The following is a 16,972-nucleotide window of genomic DNA, read 5'->3' on the forward strand; positions in this document are numbered from 1 at the left end:
AGCCATCCTATCAGCCTCCCCAATTATTGCAAACTCTTGTAAAGTGAGCTTAATCGCCTGACCATCCATAAGGTCAGTAAGGCGCTACAACACGCCAAAGAGATCCACACGCCTGTCACCCCAAACGCCCAAGCAAACAGATAAATAATAACGGCAATTAATATTAACTTGCTGCCGGTTAACATGGCCGCGTCTTTAGGGCGATTGATCGCCTGGAAAAATGCCGCGCCGGTAAGAATAACGCCTTCAAAAGGCAGTCCCCAAAAATAGAGCCGCATCCCTTCGATAGCCACAGGTGTTAACTCGGCATTATCGCCGGCAAAAATATACACCAAATATTTCGGCAGCAAATAAATAAACAATAAACCGATGGCCGCCGTCACTAAGGTCATCAAAGTAGCAATTTTAAACGTCTGGAACACTCTATCGAACCGGTTAGCTCCCGCGTTAAAACTAAAAATGGGTTGCGTGCCGAGCGCTATCCCCTCAAAAATCAAATAAAATAATGCCTCGGTGTAACTCACCACTCCATAAGCGGCAACATGTATTGGCCCACCGACCCATAAAAACGCCATATTATGCAGCGTTAAAACAATCGAGAGATACAGGTTCATTAAAAAGCTGGGAAAACCCACTTTTACAATGTTGAGGCAGTGATCTAGAGTCAGCTTCATCTGCTCGATATCGATACCGAGGCGAGTTTTGCGCGTAAAAAAATGTTGCAAACAAGCCAAGCCTGTCACTGCTTGACAGATCATAGTAGCAATGGCGGCGCCAGCTAGCCCGAAAGGAAACACCACAATAAACAGCCAATCGAGTAGCGCATTAAGGCAACCGCTGATGATCAATACCCAAGTTACAAAACCTGGGCGACCATCGTTTCTTAACAGCGCTGCAAACGCGATGGCCAAAATAGGAAAGACACCTAAGGCAAAATACCAAAACAGGTATTCATCGGCGCTGCGTAATACTTCTCCCTCGGCGCCCAGCCAAATTAAGATATCACCACTGAAAAAGGTGCCCACCAGCGCAAATAAAACGCCGGAAATTAAACAGAGGGTAAAGGTATTACCGAGAATTTTTCGCGCTCGCGCCGGATCATTACGTCCCAAATTGATAGACACTAATGAGGCGCCGCCCATCCCCAACAGCGCACCAACTGCATACAAAATCGCCCCGACCGGATACGCCAACATCATTCCGGCCAAGCCGACTTCGCCCAGATAATGGCCAATAAACATGCCGTCTATCACCATATACACCCCAGTCACTAACATAGATAAAATCGTGGGGATGGTGTAACGCCATACTAATGTTGGGATTGGGTCTGTCGCTAACGATTGATCTTGTGGTACGTCTTGCATAGTCAGTTATCTATCTGCTCAGTAAAAAAGACAAAGAAATCATGTTAACCATTCATTATAACGCGGGCCTAACCGCCACCTTACCAACAATGATTGACTACTATGATTGACAATCATAAGCGCCACATCGTTAAACGGCGTAGCGCTTGGCAAACGACAGCAGCTGCAGCTCGGTTGTGGATATAGTGATTGGCTGGCGAGAAATCAACTCAATACGAGAGTCCAGCGCATCATCAAGCTCTACAACCTGCAGCTGCTTATCTACATAGTTAAGAGCAGCAATACCTTCATCGCAAATTAACAAGGCTTTTAAACGCAGGCAGTCCTGACGCTTTACCCACGCGACAATAGCTTCAAAATCAAATTCATAATGGCAATCAAATACCCAGCCAGCACTGTATATCCCCTCATGATGATTATCATTGCGATAGATACCAAGCTGATCAAATTCCGCCGTCGGCGGTGTTTGTGGCTCCATAGCAGATGGGGCTAAAAAAGGGCTTAGCGGCATTGAAGCTGAAAAAAGTAACGAATTCGAGCCAAAAGATGAGCCACTGTGCGCCGATAAGCTGACCTGCGCGTTAGGGAGGCGCTGAGCACTGGCACAATCTAACACCTGCTCCGCTAACCGATTAAATAACGCCGGAGTTTGGCTCTCTTGCTCGCGGGTTAAATTGATTGATTGCACTGGCGCGCTAATAGACTGCTCGGCAAGAAAGGTGCGCAACTGTGGCAAATCCTCATCTGCCGCTAAATCACCTTTGGTGACTAAAATCAGGTCGGCAATGGCTAGCTGCTGCTTAAAAATGTCGCTTTCTCGATAGCGGTTGTCGCTCACCTTACGCGCATCCACTAAGCAGATGGCACTTTTTAAGGCGATCGCCTGTTGAAAATGCGGTTGGCTCAGGGTGTCGATAATCGCTTTAGGGTGCCCTAACCCTGTGGGTTCAATCAATAATCGGTCGGGCTTAGCTTGTGCAAGTAACTGATTAACCGCCACCTGAGTGGGCACGCCTGCGGCGCAGCAAATACAGCCACCAGCTACCTCTTTTATCTGCACCTTACCCGATGGCTTACCGATAAAACTGGCATCAATACCAACCTCACCGAACTCATTAACTAACACAGCCCATACTTGGTTAGCGGGCTTATTCGCTAATAAATATTTAATGAGCGTAGTCTTACCCACACCTAAAAAACCGGTGATCACATTAGTTGCGACGGGCTGAGTTATGATCGGTTTGCGCATTTTGTTCTCGCTATGGTTGCATTATGGCTAAGGCTTATCAGCTTGGCTAACCTTTAGGCTAACTAATCCTGTGTCAGCGGATAGACTCGTCGACGGGTTAACTCATTGCTATCGCCACGTTCACCATGACGCTGTATCGATAGCCTAGAATTAGGTTAGCCAACTGTAACCGACAATGTTGCCAATCCCCTTATACCTTGCGCGACTTATTAGCCCGTCGGCTGGCATAACTATGATGTTGGTTGTCGCGTGCTGAAGGGCGCTTCGCTCGCTTGGGTTTATGTGATGGGCTGGTCGTTTCCAGTTGCAACTCACGGTAACGGGCAGGTAATGGCGCACCTATCTCATATCCAGGCACTATGTGTCTTGGCAAGGTTTGCCCAATTAAGGCTTCAATTTCTTGTAGCATTTTTTCATCATTCAATGCCACAAATGAGATGGCATGACCGGCTAAACCTGCGCGGCCGGTGCGGCCAATACGATGCACATAATCTTCGGCATCCAGCGGCAATTCAAGGTTAATCACCAGTGGTAACGCCGCGATATCCAATCCTCTGGCGGCAACATCGGTCGCAACCATCACTCTGAGTTCACCCGATTTAAACTGCTCGAGCGCCCGATTTCGCGCCCCCTGGGTCTTATCACCATGGAACACGGCATTTTTTATACCGTCTAGTTTTAGCTCTTTGTGCAGCGTCTCTGCACTCTCTTTACTGCTGACAAAGACCAATACTTGTTGCCAATTATTACGCCCAATCAGCTCAGCCAAGAGCTCGGCTTTACGGCGCTTATCGACCGGGTAAACCTCCTGTTTTATATTGGCTGCGGTGGTGTTTTGCGTCACATTAATCCACTCGGGATCGTCTAGCATCTTAGTGGCTAGCACCTTAATCGCCTTGCTAAAGGTCGCCGAAAATAGCTGAGTGGAATGGCGCGGAGCAATAAGGTTTTTAACTCGCTCAATGTCTTTAACAAAGCCTAAATCCAACATACGGTCGGCTTCATCGATAACCAGCTGCTCGACCGACGACAGATCCAAGCCATGCTGGCCTATTAGGTCAAATAAACGTCCTGGGGTGGCAATTAAAATATCGACCCCCTTTGCCAGAGCCTTACGCTGAGGGTTAATATTAGCGCCACCGTAAACCGCCAGTGACGTTAATGGCGTCAACTGACTGTACTTGGCAATACTCTCGCCCACTTGTATCGCTAATTCACGGGTTGGCGTCAGCACCAGCACACTAAGCTGGCCTAATGGCCTGTCACTCTCAAGCAGCTTGTGTAGGAAAGGCAGGCTGAAGGCCGCTGTTTTACCCGTGCCCGTTTCGGCGCAGGCCATCACATCACGGCCTTGCAATGCAATCGGAATCACCTTGGCCTGCACTTGGGTTAATTGTTGATAACCGCATAGCGCTGTCGCTTGGATAAGCAGAGGATGCAGAGGGAGTGAATCAAAATTCATAATGGGCTCGATGGTCAATGGCTATTGGGTCAAAACTGAGCGCGGAGTCTACCAAAAACCGCGCCATAAGGATAACGATTCAACATGATTAGACTGTCACTGGCCGTTAATATAGAGCGCTAGCCACTTAATGAGTTCCCTCAATGAAGCCTGACGAGCTTGAGCGCTGATTTAAGTAAGCTTGTTCAAACTCCGCTTGCGGCAACGGCCGAGCAAACAGGTAGCCTTGGGCATAATCACAACCAGCCTTGGCTAAAAAGTCACGTTGGAATTCGGTTTCAACCCCTTCGGCAATCACTTTAATCCCCAGCTTGTGAGCCATCACGATAATGGCTTCGCACAAGGCCACGCCATCGGTGTCGGTTTCTAAGTTACGGGTAAAAGATTGATCAATTTTGAGATAATCGATATCAAATTTTTTCAGATAGGCTAACGATGAATAACCCGTCCCAAAATCATCTAGCGAGACTTGGATACCAGCATCACGATAGGCGAGTAACTTTTCGGTGACCCCCATAGATGCATCCAATAACAACCCTTCGGTTATTTCGACGCAGATGGCATTACTAGACAGTTCGAGATGCTGCAATAAGGTGAGCCAGCCACTAAAGGTGTCACCTTCGTCGCGAAACTGCACTGGCGATTTATTAATGCTTATCTGTATTTCGGTGCCAAACTGCTTACGCCACTCGGCACTTTGATGCGCCGCCTTTTCAAACACCCAGTTACCGATATCGTTGATTAATCCCGTCTCTTCGGCAACCGAAATAAACTCACTGGGTGACACCATGCCCCGCGATGCATGATTCCAGCGGATCAAGGCTTCCACCTTGTAAATATCGCCACTGTTCATATCGATGATCGGTTGATAATAAAGCTCAAACTCTTTATGGCTAATGGCATGACGCAGATCTTTAATCAACGCCATACGATAACGGGCAAACTCTTGCATCGAAGGAGTAAAATAATGAAAGCGATTTCGTCCTTGCTCTTTGGCGGCATACATCGCCTGATCCGCATGTTTTAATAACCCTTCAATGCTGGTCGCATCGTCGGGATACATAGTAATCCCAATACTGGCACTGATATATGTGGTTTCATCACCTAGGTTATAAGGTTCACTAATGCGCTGTAAAATGCACTGCGCCACCCGCTCGACTCCGCCGGGAAAATCAATGCCCGACAACACCACGGTAAATTCATCGCCCCCCAACCTGGCACACATATCGAGTTCACGGATACAGCCCTTTAACCGTTTGGCGGTTTCTTGTAACAGTAAATCGCCCATATCGTGGCCTAAGGTATCGTTCACCTCTTTAAAAAAGTCTAAATCCAAAAACATTAAGGCAAAATGGCTCTCATCACGGTCAATGCGCAACATCTCACTGCTTAAATATTCGAGTAACATACGTCGATTGGGTAAGCCGGTGAGTGGATCGTAATTTGCCTGCTTCCAGATAATCTGTTCGGCTTGTTTTTTATCAGTAATATCAGAAAACAACGCGACGCGACGAAAAACCTCACCCTGGTGGTCATAAATGGTATTAATGGTAAACCACACCATATACTCACCGCCCTGCTTGCTTTTCAAGCATAGCTCTCCCTGCCAACGTCCAACCTCACTAACGGCTTTAGTTAACTGAGCATATTGTGATTTATCACCGTATTCACACTGTAACAGACTGATATCTTTATTGAGCACGTCTTGTGGTTGGTAGCCGGTAATCGCAGTGAAGGCGGCGTTAACCGTGATAATTTTACCTTGATGATCTTGCACGCTCATCGCTTCGCTCGAGTTATTGTAGACCGAAGCGGCAAGCTCTAATGACTCCTGTACCTGCCGTTGTTCAGTAATATCGCTGTGCACGCCACACATGCGCAGTGGCCGGCCGTGATTATCATAGCTCACGGTTTTACCCGTATCGACTATCCAACGCTCCTCACCCGTTAAGGTGATCAGCCGATACTCGGCAATGTACTTGGGGGCTTCCCCTTTGAGATGCTTATCCATGGCATTTAAAACCGCGGATCTATCTTGCGGATGAATGGCATCTATCCAAAGCCGCGGGTCATTATTGAGGCGCTCTAATTCACACCCAAGCACCTTAGCGCACCATGGATTACGTTCCGTTTTATTGTGGCTGATATCCCAATCCCACAAGCCTAAGTCACTGCTTTCTAAAACTAACGCTAATCTTTCTTGGCTAGTTCTTACCGCCAGTTCGGCTTGTTTGTTGGCAGTGATATCGATAATACCGGCAATCACCATATCGACCTGATGATTCACACGTCGACACGCGACCGCGAGATGGGTATAAACAATTTCACCATCTTTGGCCACATAACGCTTATCCATCTCGTAAGCGTCAATCTCTCCATTAAGTAAGCGCTTATACTGATCTTCGTCGGCCTTAAGATCTTCAAAATAGGTCAACTCAGACCAAGTGCGCTGGAGCAGTTCTTGCTCGGAGTATTTCAGCATCTTGCACAACCTCGGATTGACTTTCATCCAACGTTGATCGACAGAAGTGATGGCGATCCCCATATTGCCAATGTCAAATTGCGAGCGAAAAATAAAATCATCTTGCAGCTTAATTTTAGCGTCACGTTCTACTTCGAGCCGACGTGACAATAGCAGCCCAATTAACGCCGTCACTAAGGGAAAGATCATCATCATTGGCAGCGCGGCAATAGATAAAATATCGACAAATAGCTCAAAAGGCAGTAGCGCTAACAGGGATAGAGTGAGCAGATGCAAAACAACCCCAAATAGCAATAACTCTTTAAAGGTCATATCGGCAATGTCATTTTTACGATGGTAACGCCATAGACTGCCCAAACTGGCGGCCACGATCATCACCATAATGCCGGTAAGCATCGCTGGGCCACCTTCGAATACGCGAAAGATGATCCCCACAAGCGTGGCCACTAAAGTGGGTAAACCACCAAAAAATAGTCCTGAAATCCCTAAAATAACCGCGCGCGCATCGACAAAAATACCCGTTTGATATTCCCATGAGGTGATCATGGTGATCACTGTCACCACGCCAATCAGTAAACCTGCCAGCACACGCCACAACCAAGAATATTGGTGACGTCGCTGACGCGGAACAGCATCATAGATAAAAACTAATACCAGCAAAATTGCGGCATTTTGAAAAAAAACGGATAACGTATCTTGGCTCATAAGCAACTTAACATCTTATTATCAAGTAGATAACACTCAGCAGAGTGTAGCAGAATTGGGTTAAAAAAATACGCTCAACAATGATTGAAAGTAACCATTTATAAAGGTAATACGCCATTTAGAAACAAATTGCCCATGCTAACCAATGACTGCGTAACGGTTTAGACATAGTGCAACCCTCCCTTCAAGGCTGCAAGGCGCCCGCTCGACGCAGCACTCAAACACCGCCTTAGATAAGCCACTTCACGTAAGTTGCCCGCATAAGTCAGCGGCACTGGCACTGGCACTGGCACTGGCACTGGCACTGCAGCATCGCGAAGATCAAAAACACTTGTATAGCAACAGCTTATCGACCCCTGTATTTCACAACCCATTAAATCCACGACCATACAGCAAGGCTGACATCGGGCCTGAATACTTGTCATACAGTGAGCAGCATAAGGCTCGTCGTTCTGCGAGTTACCCTATCGGTTCGTGCCCGCCAAAGCAGATGCTGAACATAACGGAAAGCCTAGCGCTATGTCTATTGCGCTAACAGAGCGATAATTGCCCAACATCAATAACGGCTCACATAGCTCCCCTAGTGTAGCTATGGCGACCGTAATCCCTCGAAACTGAATAGCAAATCGGTAAGATGCCCCACTTAACTCAATATGCTAAGCTAACGGCCTTGATCATCGCCACTCACATTTTGTATATGAAGCAGCCAGCACAAGCGCAATACAGCACCCAGTTTCATTTTCCGGTGCAGATTTATTATGAAGATACCGATTTTTCAGGCGTGGTGTATCACCCTAATTTCTTAAAGTATTTTGAACGCGCCAGAGAACATGTCATAGGTGCCAAAACGTTGGCTCACCTTTGGGCTCAACAGGGTTTAGGCTTTGCCGTCTATCGTAGTGACATGCTATGTCATGATGGGATCGAGTTTGCAGAGATTGTCGATGTGCGTACTCAGTTTTATTTTGAAAGTAAATATCGCACTGTATGGCGACAAGAGATCTGGCGAGCACAAGGCAAAAAGCCGGCAGTTACCGCCCAAATAGAGATGGTGTGTATGAATAAGGCTCGGCAGATGACCCCAATGTCAGCTGAACTTATCGCCGAGCTCAGTCGTCATATCACAGAGCAAGAGTGACGCTGTCCCCCTAAGATGCCCCCCCAATGGGCCGATTAAGTGTCGGCCAGTGCATTTCAAGCTCGGCCGCGCTCATCGGTTTAGCAAACAACTCCCCCTGAATTTTATCGACGCCCATCTGTTGCAGTAACATAAACTCAGTTTGGGTTTCTACACCCTCCACCGTGACCGTAAATCCAAGGCCTTGTGCTAAAGAAACCGTACTACTAAGAATATGTTGACCACGACAGTCGGTCGCCACATTATCCAAAAAGGCTTTATCTACTTTAACCTCGTTAACTGGTAGGTATTTAAGATACGCCAAAGAGGAGTGCCCTGTGCCAAAGTCGTCGATTGCAGCGTTAATGCCAGCACGTTTGAGGCATTCAAGTACATTAACCGTGCGCTGCATATCCGTCATTAATTGACTCTCGGTAACCTCAATCGCTAACACATCGGCGCTCAATTGCCACTGCTGCAGCAGCGTCACAATCCACTGACACAACTGACGTGCGCATAAATCATCTAGCGCCAGATTCACCGCCACCTGCAACCTCATACCGCTTTGGCGCCACAAACTTTGCTGGTGAAGTACCTGCTTAATAACCCATTGGCTGAGCATAGTGATCATGCCAGCACGCTCGAGCAAAGGGATAAATTCTGCCGGTGAAACCGAGCCTAATAATGGGCTTTCCCAGCGGATAAGCGCCTCTACGTGACTGCAATTCTCGCTGACAAGATTGTATTTAGCCTGATACACCACATAGAGTTCATTTTGTGCTAACGCCTTAGGAAAACAGCGAATAATAGTCAGCTGTCGATGCTGACTCGTATCGTCCCCCGCTTGATAAGAGGCGATTAAGCCAGAGCTCGACTTTGCTCGTACTAAGGCCAAATCGATACGCCTAAGCATCTGACTAACGTCGGCATAGTGCAGTGAAATATCCAAATACCCAAGCTGCACCTGTAGATTTATCACTGTATCATTAATAGAAAATGGCTGTTGCAAGTGACTTTGTAATGCCTTTAGCTCGTCATCGCTTAATGGCACTTTAAACACCACTAAAAACTCATCTTCATTCATGCGCGCCACAATATCTTGGTCATTGAGCTGCTGTTTAATTCGCTCACTCATGGCCAGCAGTAACTGATCGCCAAACGAGAAACCAAACAGGTCATTAACATAGCGAAAGCGATGAATATCAATAAGAACAAACATGCCTTGATTAAGAGGCATAAGGTGAGATAAACGTGATTTCAGCCCAACCCGATTAAACAAGCCGGTGAGCTTATCTCGCCCAAGCGGTGGAGGTAACTGGGTTAACAATCGCTGTAACTGCAGGTATAGCGGAATATAATCGGTAGGAACAGCGTCAATTGCTAGCGGCTTACGAACTTTATCTTGTTGCTTTAATTGGCTGGTTAGTTGTCGCAAAAAGCGTAGGCCAGTGCGTCTATGCCAGTACCAATAAAGGGTACCAGCGACGCCAATGGCTATAATATAAGCCATTATCCAATAGAGATTTGCAACATCCACACAAAGCCTTAGTGTTTAAACGTAACGGAAAAATTAACGCTATTATTAACAGAGTTAATCGGCGGTCACAACTATTCGTAACTCATCTTAATAGAATGATAATTATCGAGAAATTCATCAGAGCCTAAATACTCTGGCGATACGGGCAAGCCACGCTTCACAAACACATCTAAACGCTCTTCAAGCTCATGACCCGCTCTTAGCTCGCCGGTATAAAAGGCCGCCGAACGCACAAAATCTAAATAGGTCACCCGCTCAGGTAAATAAGGTAAGTCGGCCCATCGCTCAACCACTTCCATCACCTCTGGCGAAAAGTCCCAACTTTTCAATACGGCTCGGCCTATCGGTCCCTGCATTTTTCTCACCAAGGCGCGTAATTGATCTATGCTGGTAAACAGATGCGGATTAGCTTCCGCCTCGGTCAATACAGGTAAGGCGCCAATATTGTGCACTAAGCTGGCAAGCGTCAGGGTGTCATAATTTAAGCCACAACCTTTATGCGTCTTAGAATACTTGAGTAGCAGAGCACAGGCCGCAGAAGTCACCTCGATTGACGAACGCCACACTTCATCCATCACCTCCCATACCATCTCATTAGTAGAGATAAACAATTGCTCCATAGCAACCGATGTCGCGATAGACTTTATCTGGGTTAAGCCGATACGGGTTACGGCGCTGTTGATATTTTCTGCTTTAGTGCCGCGGCTATACATAGCGCTGTTGGCGACTTTTATCATACGCGCCGATATCGCCGCATCTTGACCAATAATTTCCGCCACCTGTTTGGGGCTGGAATCGGGTCTAGCAACGACCTCTTGGACGCGCATTGCTACCTCGGGTAAAGTTGGCAACACTAACGCATCGGCCTTTAACTTTTTTAATAACCCAACCAGTAGTTGATGCTCGCTAGACATGCTGACTCCTTAATAAAATATCACTGCTTAATAATGCGCTAGAGTATATCAGGACTGATTGCCAAGCGTGATGGTAAAATGACTTAGCGAGGGCCTGCTGATCTTTCAAGGTTGTTTTTGCAGCGAATTGTTGGGTATTTATACAAGGCGGAAGCTTTGTAGTGTAGTTATTCTACATAAAAAGCTGAGAACGCAGTAGAAATGACCAACAAACGCTGCCCGAAGGGTTCGGCTAAAAACGTTTTACTCTTTGTTAAGTGAATTTTGCATAGATGACTAGGCTGCAACCCACCAGCCTCGATTAAAACGTTTTTGTCTCGAACAAAACTCAACCAGCAAAGATCAACAGGCCCTAGACTCAAAGGAGCTAAATATCGCTTAAATTTAAGCAGATAAATTAAGGCCTGTTGCTATTTTAAGCGTAAATATTAGTTAAAGGTCATCATGCGGCAACACATATTGGCCGATAAAAGCCCTCGCCGCTGGTGTAACTCCGCCTATTTTTACAGCCGACTAACAAGACTAACAATAAGCTATCACCGACTACCAACTAAATGGTTCTACGATAGCCGCTGCGCCCACAATCAACGCTGATATAACACCAAGCACTAAGGGGGCATTTTGGCAATAATGAATAAAATAGGCTATTACAAGGTAAGTCGCGACCCCATGACCCCTAAAGCAAACCAGCTGAACATGATAGCCACCAAACAAGGGCAGCAATCACTGTCATCAGGCTACAAGGGCAAGTATGCGGCGTAAAACAGGGAAATAAGAAGCCTATTTATGGCGGCAATGGGCGGTTGACCACAGAATAAACAAGGTTACTATTTGCATAAGACTCCCTGCATTGAGTAAAATGCCCGCCCCAAGTTAGTTTGCTACCTGTTAATTGAGAGAAATTATGTTTAAACCTGAGCTACTGTCTCCTGCTGGGACCTTAAAAAATATGCGTTACGCGTTTGCCTATGGCGCGGATGCGGTCTATGCCGGCCAGCCTAGATATAGCCTGCGTGTTAGAAACAATGATTTCAAAATGGAAAATCTCGCTACCGGTATTCAAGAAGCCCATGCTTTGGGCAAAAAACTCTACGTGGTAAGCAACATCGCGCCGCATAACACCAAATTGAAGACCTATATCAAAGATATGGAGCCTGTGGTTGCCATGCAACCTGATGCGCTGATCATGTCAGATCCTGGGCTTATCATGATGGTACGTGAAGCGTTTCCCGATCAAGTGGTGCACCTGTCCGTACAAGCTAACGCCATCAACTGGGCCTCGGTTAAGTTTTGGCAACAACAAGGCATTAAGCGGGTGATCTTATCCCGTGAGCTATCGCTCGATGAGATTGAAGAGATCCGTCAGCGCTGCCCCGATATCGAGCTTGAAGTCTTTGTGCACGGCGCCTTGTGTATGGCTTATTCTGGCCGCTGCCTGCTGTCGGGTTACATCAATAAACGCGATCCAAACCAAGGTACTTGCACCAATGCGTGTCGTTGGAAATATGACGCTCATGAAGCAGTGCAAACCGACACAGGTGACATTGTCGCGGTGAACCCAGATGTACAACTGCATAACCCTACCCTAGGCGCCGGCGCACCGAGTAATGAGGTGGTGTTACTGCAAGAAGCGGGGCGCCCAGGTGAATACATGCCCGCCTTTGAAGACGAGCATGGCACCTACATAATGAACTCTAAAGACTTACGTGCCATCCAGCATGTTGAGCGCCTGACCAAAATGGGCATCGACTCGCTTAAAATCGAAGGCCGCACCAAGTCATTTTATTACGTGGCACGTACCGCACAGCTTTATCGCCAAGCGATTGAAGATGCCGTTTCTGGTCGTGAGTTTAACCCTGCACTGATGCACCAACTGGAAGGACTGGCTCACAGGGGATACACCGAAGGCTTCTTGCGTCGCCATGTGCATGATGAATACCAAAATTACGACTACGGTTACTCTATCAGTGACACTCAACAATTTGTGGGGGAATTCACTGGCAAACGTAACGATAAAGGCATGGCCGAAGTGGATGTGAAAAACAAATTTTCGGTTGGCGACAGTGTTGAGTTGATGACGCCGCAAGGCAATATTAACCTGACCATCGAACATTTAGAAAACCGTAAGGGCGAAGCCGTCGAGGCCGGACTCGGTTCGGGACACTTTGTGTTTTTACCGGTACCCCAAGAGGTTGATGTCGATAAAGCGATATTAATGCGTAACCTTAATAGCGGGCAAAACACTCGCAACCCGCACCAAGCGGTGTAACTGGACCCAGATAATGGCATTACTGATAGACGATAGCTGCATTAACTGCGACATGTGCGAGCCTGAGTGTCCAAACCAAGCGATCACTATGGGCGAGGAGATCTACGAGATAGATCCAGACCTGTGTACCGAATGCGTTGGCCATTATGATAAGCCCACCTGTGTGTCGGTATGCCCTATCGACTGTATCGACCCAGATCCACAACATATTGAGTCTGATGAAGCGCTGTTGCTGAAGTATCACCTGATCACCGGCAAACCGCTGAGCGAGTGATTAACTCAACCCATTAATGACGCAAAACTATAAAAAAGCGAAGTGTTACACTTCGCTTTTTTATTAACTGCACGCTGTAATTAACTGCGCTTTTTTTATTAATTGTCCTCTAGTTATCAACTACGCTCTTGCAAACATTGATGTAAATATTGATGAAAATATTGAGCACTTCATTTACCTATCGCTTGGATTATCTAAGCTTAGCTAAACTTGATTTAGGCTTTATTTAGGCTTGAGTTACCGAAGCCCAAACCCAAGCTCAAGGGCTGGCGCAACACCATCACATTCAGGATCTTATGCCCAGCGCGCATCGGCTTGACGTTGCAGTTTCTCAAGCAGCGAAGCTAAGGCGGTTAGCCCTTCTCTAGCCAAGCGAGGCATAGTGTCAAACTCGATACTCAACAATAAATTTTTCACCTCGAGTCCCAATTCGGTATCACCTTCGATAGCCAAGTGACGTTGAAAAAACAGCGTGTCGGGATCTTCTTTGCCGGCGGCAATCAATACCAACTCTTTGCTGCGGCCGCTAAACGTCACCTCGGCCTTCGCGGGCGCTCGCACCACAAAGTGTTTATCAAAGCTGACATCAAAACTCAGCTTCATATCGACAATATCGATGTTAACCCAACGCTGCTGAAGAAAGAGCAACTCATCATCCTCGATTTGCTCCGCCATTAACAAGTTCAATAGCTTTTCTAATATGCGCGCCTTCACGGTAAAAGGCACTATAGTTAACGGCTTGGCCATCACCTGAGGACCAAATTGCAACAGATGTTGAGCGGTATTGGCTAGCACACTTTTTTGCATAGCGTGAATAACTCCTTATGCAAGCGTGACCAACTCGCGTCAACCCCGCTTAATATTAATGATCGATTCGGCTTTCACCCCGAAAGTGAGAGATAATTCAATTTTACCCAGCTTTTATGATCGCAAACCTGTTTTACATCAACATATAGGCGGCCATTCCCTTTTACACTGCACACTTTTTAAGAAAGAGGCAGTTATGGAGCTCTTATGCCCTGCGGGAAACTTAGCCGCATTGAAAGTGGCACTCAATGCGGGTGCCGATGCGATTTATGTTGGCCTTAAAGATGACACCAATGCGCGCTCGTTTGCCGGCTTAAACTTTACCCCCAAGAAACTGGTGCAGGCGGTGCAATACACTCATCGCTTGGGGAAAAAGTTATTTTTGACCATCAATACGTTTCCTCAACCGGGAGAAGAACAGCGTTGGTATCAGGCTATCGATATCGCTGCCGATCTTGGCGTCGATGCCTTAATTGTCGCCGATTTATCACTACTTGATTACGCCCATAGCCGCTACCCTCAGCTGCCACTGCATTTATCGGTGCAAGCCAGCGCCACCAATCTTGGCGCCTTAAGCCTCTATAAACGCGAGTTTAATATTGAGCGAGCCGTGTTGCCGCGGGTGTTGTCAATGAAACAGGTACGCGACCTTGCTAAGGTGACGCCTGTGGATCTGGAGGTGTTTGCCTTTGGCAGCTTGTGCATTATGGCCGAAGGGCGTTGCCACCTTTCCTCCTATGTTACCGGGCAATCGCCCAATACTGGTGGCTCCTGCTCACCCGCCAATGCGGTGCGCTGGCAAGAGGTTGACGATCAACGCTTAACGCGCCTAAACGAAGTGCTTATTGATAAGTCCAACATTAACGAGCAGATGGGCTATCCCGTGGTGTGTAAGGGCCGCTATATCACCGCAGATAACAAGCAACCGAGCCATATCTTAGAATCACCCACCAGCCTTAATACCCTCAGTTTATTGCCAGAGCTGGCAAAGGCAAACGTGGCATCTCTTAAAATCGAGGGGCGCCAACGTAGTCCTGCCTATGTTGAGCAAGTCACTCGCGTTTGGCGTCAAGCTATCGACACTTTTTTACATCATCCCGAGGCCTATACGACCCAAGCTCAGTGGGACAAAGCGTTAGCCAAGGTCTCCGAAGGCCAGGTTACGACACTTGGAGCCTATGAGCGCACTTGGCAGTAGCCAATAACAGGAGCAAATATGAACATATCTTTAGGCCCTATTCAATATTGCTGGTCAAAGGCACAGGTCAGCGCGTTTTATCAACAAGCAGCCAGTAGCGACATAGAACTGATCTATTTAGGTGAAACCGTCTGTAGCCGTCGCCGCCAACTGAAATTTAGCGACTACCTTGAGCTAGCTCAGATGCTCAAGGCATCGGGTAAACAAGTGGTACTCTCTACGCTGGCGCTGATTGAAGCCCAATCGGAATTTACAGCCTTAAAACAGCAAATCGATAATGGTGAGTTTATGGTTGAAGCCAACGATATGGGCGCCGTTGAGGTAGCGAAATCACTCGGCTTACCTTTTATCTGTGGGCCAAGTATTAACAACTATAATGCGGCAAGTTTGCAGAAATTAGCCGCTTGGGGAATGCAACGATTTGTTATGCCACTGGAGCTATCAAAGCACTGGCTCGAACGAGTATTAACCGACTTGGCCCCAAGGCAGATAGAGGTGGAAGTCTTTGGTCATGGCTACATGCCACTGGCACACTCGGCACGCTGCTTTACCGCACGCCAACAAGGATTAACTAAGGACAGCTGCCAAACCATCTGTATTGACTATCCGCAAGGTGTATTAGCGCAAACCCAAGAATCCCAGCCATTGCTGCGCCTTAATGGCATTCAAACTCAATCGGCCAGTTATATTGACTTAAGTGATCAACAACAGGAGATGCAGCGCCTAGGGGTCGACTATTTTAGGGTTTCCCCCAGTAGCTTGGCTTCAATTGCGTTAGCCAATAACTTAACCAAAAACTTGGTCGACAAGGGAGCCACTCACGCTAATATAGAGACCACCAGTGAAACCAACTTAGCCTGTAATGGATACTGGTTTGGACAAGCGGGATTTGAGCAAAGGCGCTAGTCGCGCGTAGGGCGCTGAGTCCACACCAAGGCCGCGCTCCAACCAAGAAACAGCAGTAACGCTAACCACTCAACGATGGCGGGCCACCAAAATTCAGGGCGTGGCTCGATCATCATCATCCCATGGTAAAATGCTTGGCCACTATTAATTAAGCTGCTATCAACTTGTGCAAGGAAAACAAACAAGCCAAATACAGCGATACACAGCAGGCTCAATACACTGCTGCCTTGATAAGCAAAACGCTTAACGGGCTTTGCGGCCAACCTTGCGCCCTGCCATAAATAACCCAAGTAACACCCGATACTCAACAGTGAAAAATAAAAGAAATATTCAATGCCTAAGGTGTGTAAGTGATACACATTGATGGGAAATAAACCCGTGATGGCCAGAGAAAGCATGGCTAAAATCAGCAATAACAAGCAGGGATACAGCAATGGACTGTCGCAATGTTGCAATGAAAACAAGCAAAATAACACCAAGCTTAAGCTACCAAAAAACAACCCACCATTAAACACTACCGCTAATTGAGAGTGGCCATATTGGCCCAGTTCACTTAATGAAAAATTAAAAAAGCTAAAACCATTACCATTAAAATCATTAAATCCCAACGATGCCACGAGTAAGCTAAGTACATGCACAGTCATGCCCAGCATGCCAAATCTAAACCCCAGTGTTGATAGTTTTCGCT

13 protein-coding genes are annotated in these 16,972 nt (G+C 47.0%); 5 read left to right on the forward strand and 8 right to left on the reverse strand.

Annotation, left to right across the window (positions count from 1 at the left end; translation table 11 throughout):
- Window positions 1-23: 23 nt before the first annotated feature.
- From AC0VXX_RS12410 to AC0VXX_RS12425, 4 genes are all read right to left on the reverse strand, one after another.
- Window positions 24-1,364 (reverse strand): MATE family efflux transporter, encoded by a 1,341-nt coding sequence (locus AC0VXX_RS12410; protein WP_475514500.1) that lies wholly within the window; start codon window positions 1,362-1,364, stop codon window positions 24-26.
- Window positions 1,365-1,494: 130 nt separating this feature from the next.
- Window positions 1,495-2,601 (reverse strand): CobW family GTP-binding protein, encoded by a 1,107-nt coding sequence (locus AC0VXX_RS12415; RefSeq protein ID WP_475517018.1) that lies wholly within the window; start codon window positions 2,599-2,601, stop codon window positions 1,495-1,497.
- A 202-nt stretch (window positions 2,602-2,803) separates the two neighbouring features.
- The gene (locus AC0VXX_RS12420; RefSeq protein ID WP_475514501.1) at window positions 2,804-4,075 is read right to left on the reverse strand and encodes a DEAD/DEAH box helicase; all 1,272 of its coding nucleotides are present in this window, start codon (window positions 4,073-4,075) and stop codon (window positions 2,804-2,806) included.
- Window positions 4,076-4,202: 127 nt separating this feature from the next.
- Window positions 4,203-7,262, reverse strand: coding sequence for an EAL domain-containing protein (locus AC0VXX_RS12425; RefSeq protein ID WP_475514502.1), 3,060 nt, complete (start codon window positions 7,260-7,262; stop codon window positions 4,203-4,205).
- 697 nt (window positions 7,263-7,959) lie between these two features.
- Between AC0VXX_RS12425 and AC0VXX_RS12430 the strand changes: the two genes are divergently transcribed.
- Window positions 7,960-8,400, forward strand: coding sequence for a thioesterase family protein (locus AC0VXX_RS12430; protein WP_475517019.1), 441 nt, complete (start codon window positions 7,960-7,962; stop codon window positions 8,398-8,400).
- A 10-nt stretch (window positions 8,401-8,410) separates the two neighbouring features.
- Here the strand turns inward: AC0VXX_RS12430 and AC0VXX_RS12435 are convergent, their stop codons facing one another.
- Both AC0VXX_RS12435 and AC0VXX_RS12440 read right to left on the reverse strand, forming a co-directional pair.
- Window positions 8,411-9,916 carry a putative bifunctional diguanylate cyclase/phosphodiesterase gene (locus AC0VXX_RS12435; protein WP_475514503.1) on the reverse strand — a complete coding sequence of 502 codons (1,506 nt, stop codon included), beginning with the start codon at window positions 9,914-9,916 and terminating at the stop codon, window positions 8,411-8,413.
- A 71-nt stretch (window positions 9,917-9,987) separates the two neighbouring features.
- Entirely contained in the window at window positions 9,988-10,830 is an 843-nt protein-coding gene (locus AC0VXX_RS12440) for an HDOD domain-containing protein (protein WP_475514504.1), read from the reverse strand.
- 904 nt (window positions 10,831-11,734) lie between these two features.
- Between AC0VXX_RS12440 and trhP the strand changes: the two genes are divergently transcribed.
- Together trhP and AC0VXX_RS12450 are read left to right on the forward strand one after the other, a co-directional pair.
- Entirely contained in the window at window positions 11,735-13,099 is a 1,365-nt protein-coding gene (gene trhP, locus AC0VXX_RS12445) for a prephenate-dependent tRNA uridine(34) hydroxylase TrhP (protein ID WP_475514505.1), read from the forward strand.
- Window positions 13,100-13,112: 13 nt separating this feature from the next.
- On the forward strand, window positions 13,113-13,373 hold the full coding sequence (locus AC0VXX_RS12450; protein ID WP_110458198.1) for a YfhL family 4Fe-4S dicluster ferredoxin: 261 nt from the start codon (window positions 13,113-13,115) through the stop codon (window positions 13,371-13,373).
- 294 nt (window positions 13,374-13,667) lie between these two features.
- Here AC0VXX_RS12450 and ubiT read toward each other — a convergent pair whose 3' ends face one another.
- Window positions 13,668-14,180 (reverse strand): ubiquinone anaerobic biosynthesis accessory factor UbiT, encoded by a 513-nt coding sequence (gene ubiT, locus AC0VXX_RS12455; protein ID WP_475514506.1) that lies wholly within the window; start codon window positions 14,178-14,180, stop codon window positions 13,668-13,670.
- Window positions 14,181-14,376: 196 nt separating this feature from the next.
- On the opposite strand from ubiT, the gene ubiU reads away from it, so the two are divergent.
- Together ubiU and AC0VXX_RS12465 are read left to right on the forward strand one after the other, a co-directional pair.
- Entirely contained in the window at window positions 14,377-15,378 is a 1,002-nt protein-coding gene (gene ubiU / locus AC0VXX_RS12460; protein WP_475514507.1) for a ubiquinone anaerobic biosynthesis protein UbiU, read from the forward strand.
- A gap of 18 nt (window positions 15,379-15,396) precedes the next feature.
- The gene (locus AC0VXX_RS12465) at window positions 15,397-16,284 is read left to right on the forward strand and encodes a U32 family peptidase (RefSeq protein ID WP_475514508.1); all 888 of its coding nucleotides are present in this window, start codon (window positions 15,397-15,399) and stop codon (window positions 16,282-16,284) included.
- Here AC0VXX_RS12465 and AC0VXX_RS12470 read toward each other — a convergent pair.
- The gene (locus AC0VXX_RS12470) at window positions 16,281-16,937 is read right to left on the reverse strand and encodes a hypothetical protein (RefSeq protein ID WP_475514509.1); all 657 of its coding nucleotides are present in this window, start codon (window positions 16,935-16,937) and stop codon (window positions 16,281-16,283) included. The genes AC0VXX_RS12465 and AC0VXX_RS12470 overlap by 4 nt on opposite strands.
- Window positions 16,938-16,972: the final 35 nt, after the last annotated feature.

The sequence above is a fragment of the Shewanella sp. QJM3NY_23 genome (assembly GCF_056173105.1).

Coding starts and splice junctions, on each gene's coding strand:
- ubiT (WP_475514506.1), bottom strand. CDS start 14,180: ATGCAAAAAAGTGTGCTAGCCAATACCGCTCAACATCTGTTGCAATTT.
- AC0VXX_RS12410 (WP_475514500.1), bottom strand. CDS start 1,364: ATGCAAGACGTACCACAAGATCAATCGTTAGCGACAGACCCAATCCCA.
- AC0VXX_RS12470 (WP_475514509.1), bottom strand. CDS start 16,937: ATGCTGGGCATGACTGTGCATGTACTTAGCTTACTCGTGGCATCGTTG.
- ubiU (WP_475514507.1), top strand. CDS start 14,377: ATGGAGCTCTTATGCCCTGCGGGAAACTTAGCCGCATTGAAAGTGGCA.
- AC0VXX_RS12440 (WP_475514504.1), bottom strand. CDS start 10,830: ATGTCTAGCGAGCATCAACTACTGGTTGGGTTATTAAAAAAGTTAAAG.
- AC0VXX_RS12450 (WP_110458198.1), top strand. CDS start 13,113: ATGGCATTACTGATAGACGATAGCTGCATTAACTGCGACATGTGCGAG.
- trhP (WP_475514505.1), top strand. CDS start 11,735: ATGTTTAAACCTGAGCTACTGTCTCCTGCTGGGACCTTAAAAAATATG.
- AC0VXX_RS12420 (WP_475514501.1), bottom strand. CDS start 4,075: ATGAATTTTGATTCACTCCCTCTGCATCCTCTGCTTATCCAAGCGACA.
- AC0VXX_RS12465 (WP_475514508.1), top strand. CDS start 15,397: ATGAACATATCTTTAGGCCCTATTCAATATTGCTGGTCAAAGGCACAG.
- AC0VXX_RS12425 (WP_475514502.1), bottom strand. CDS start 7,262: ATGAGCCAAGATACGTTATCCGTTTTTTTTCAAAATGCCGCAATTTTG.
- AC0VXX_RS12430 (WP_475517019.1), top strand. CDS start 7,960: ATGAAGCAGCCAGCACAAGCGCAATACAGCACCCAGTTTCATTTTCCG.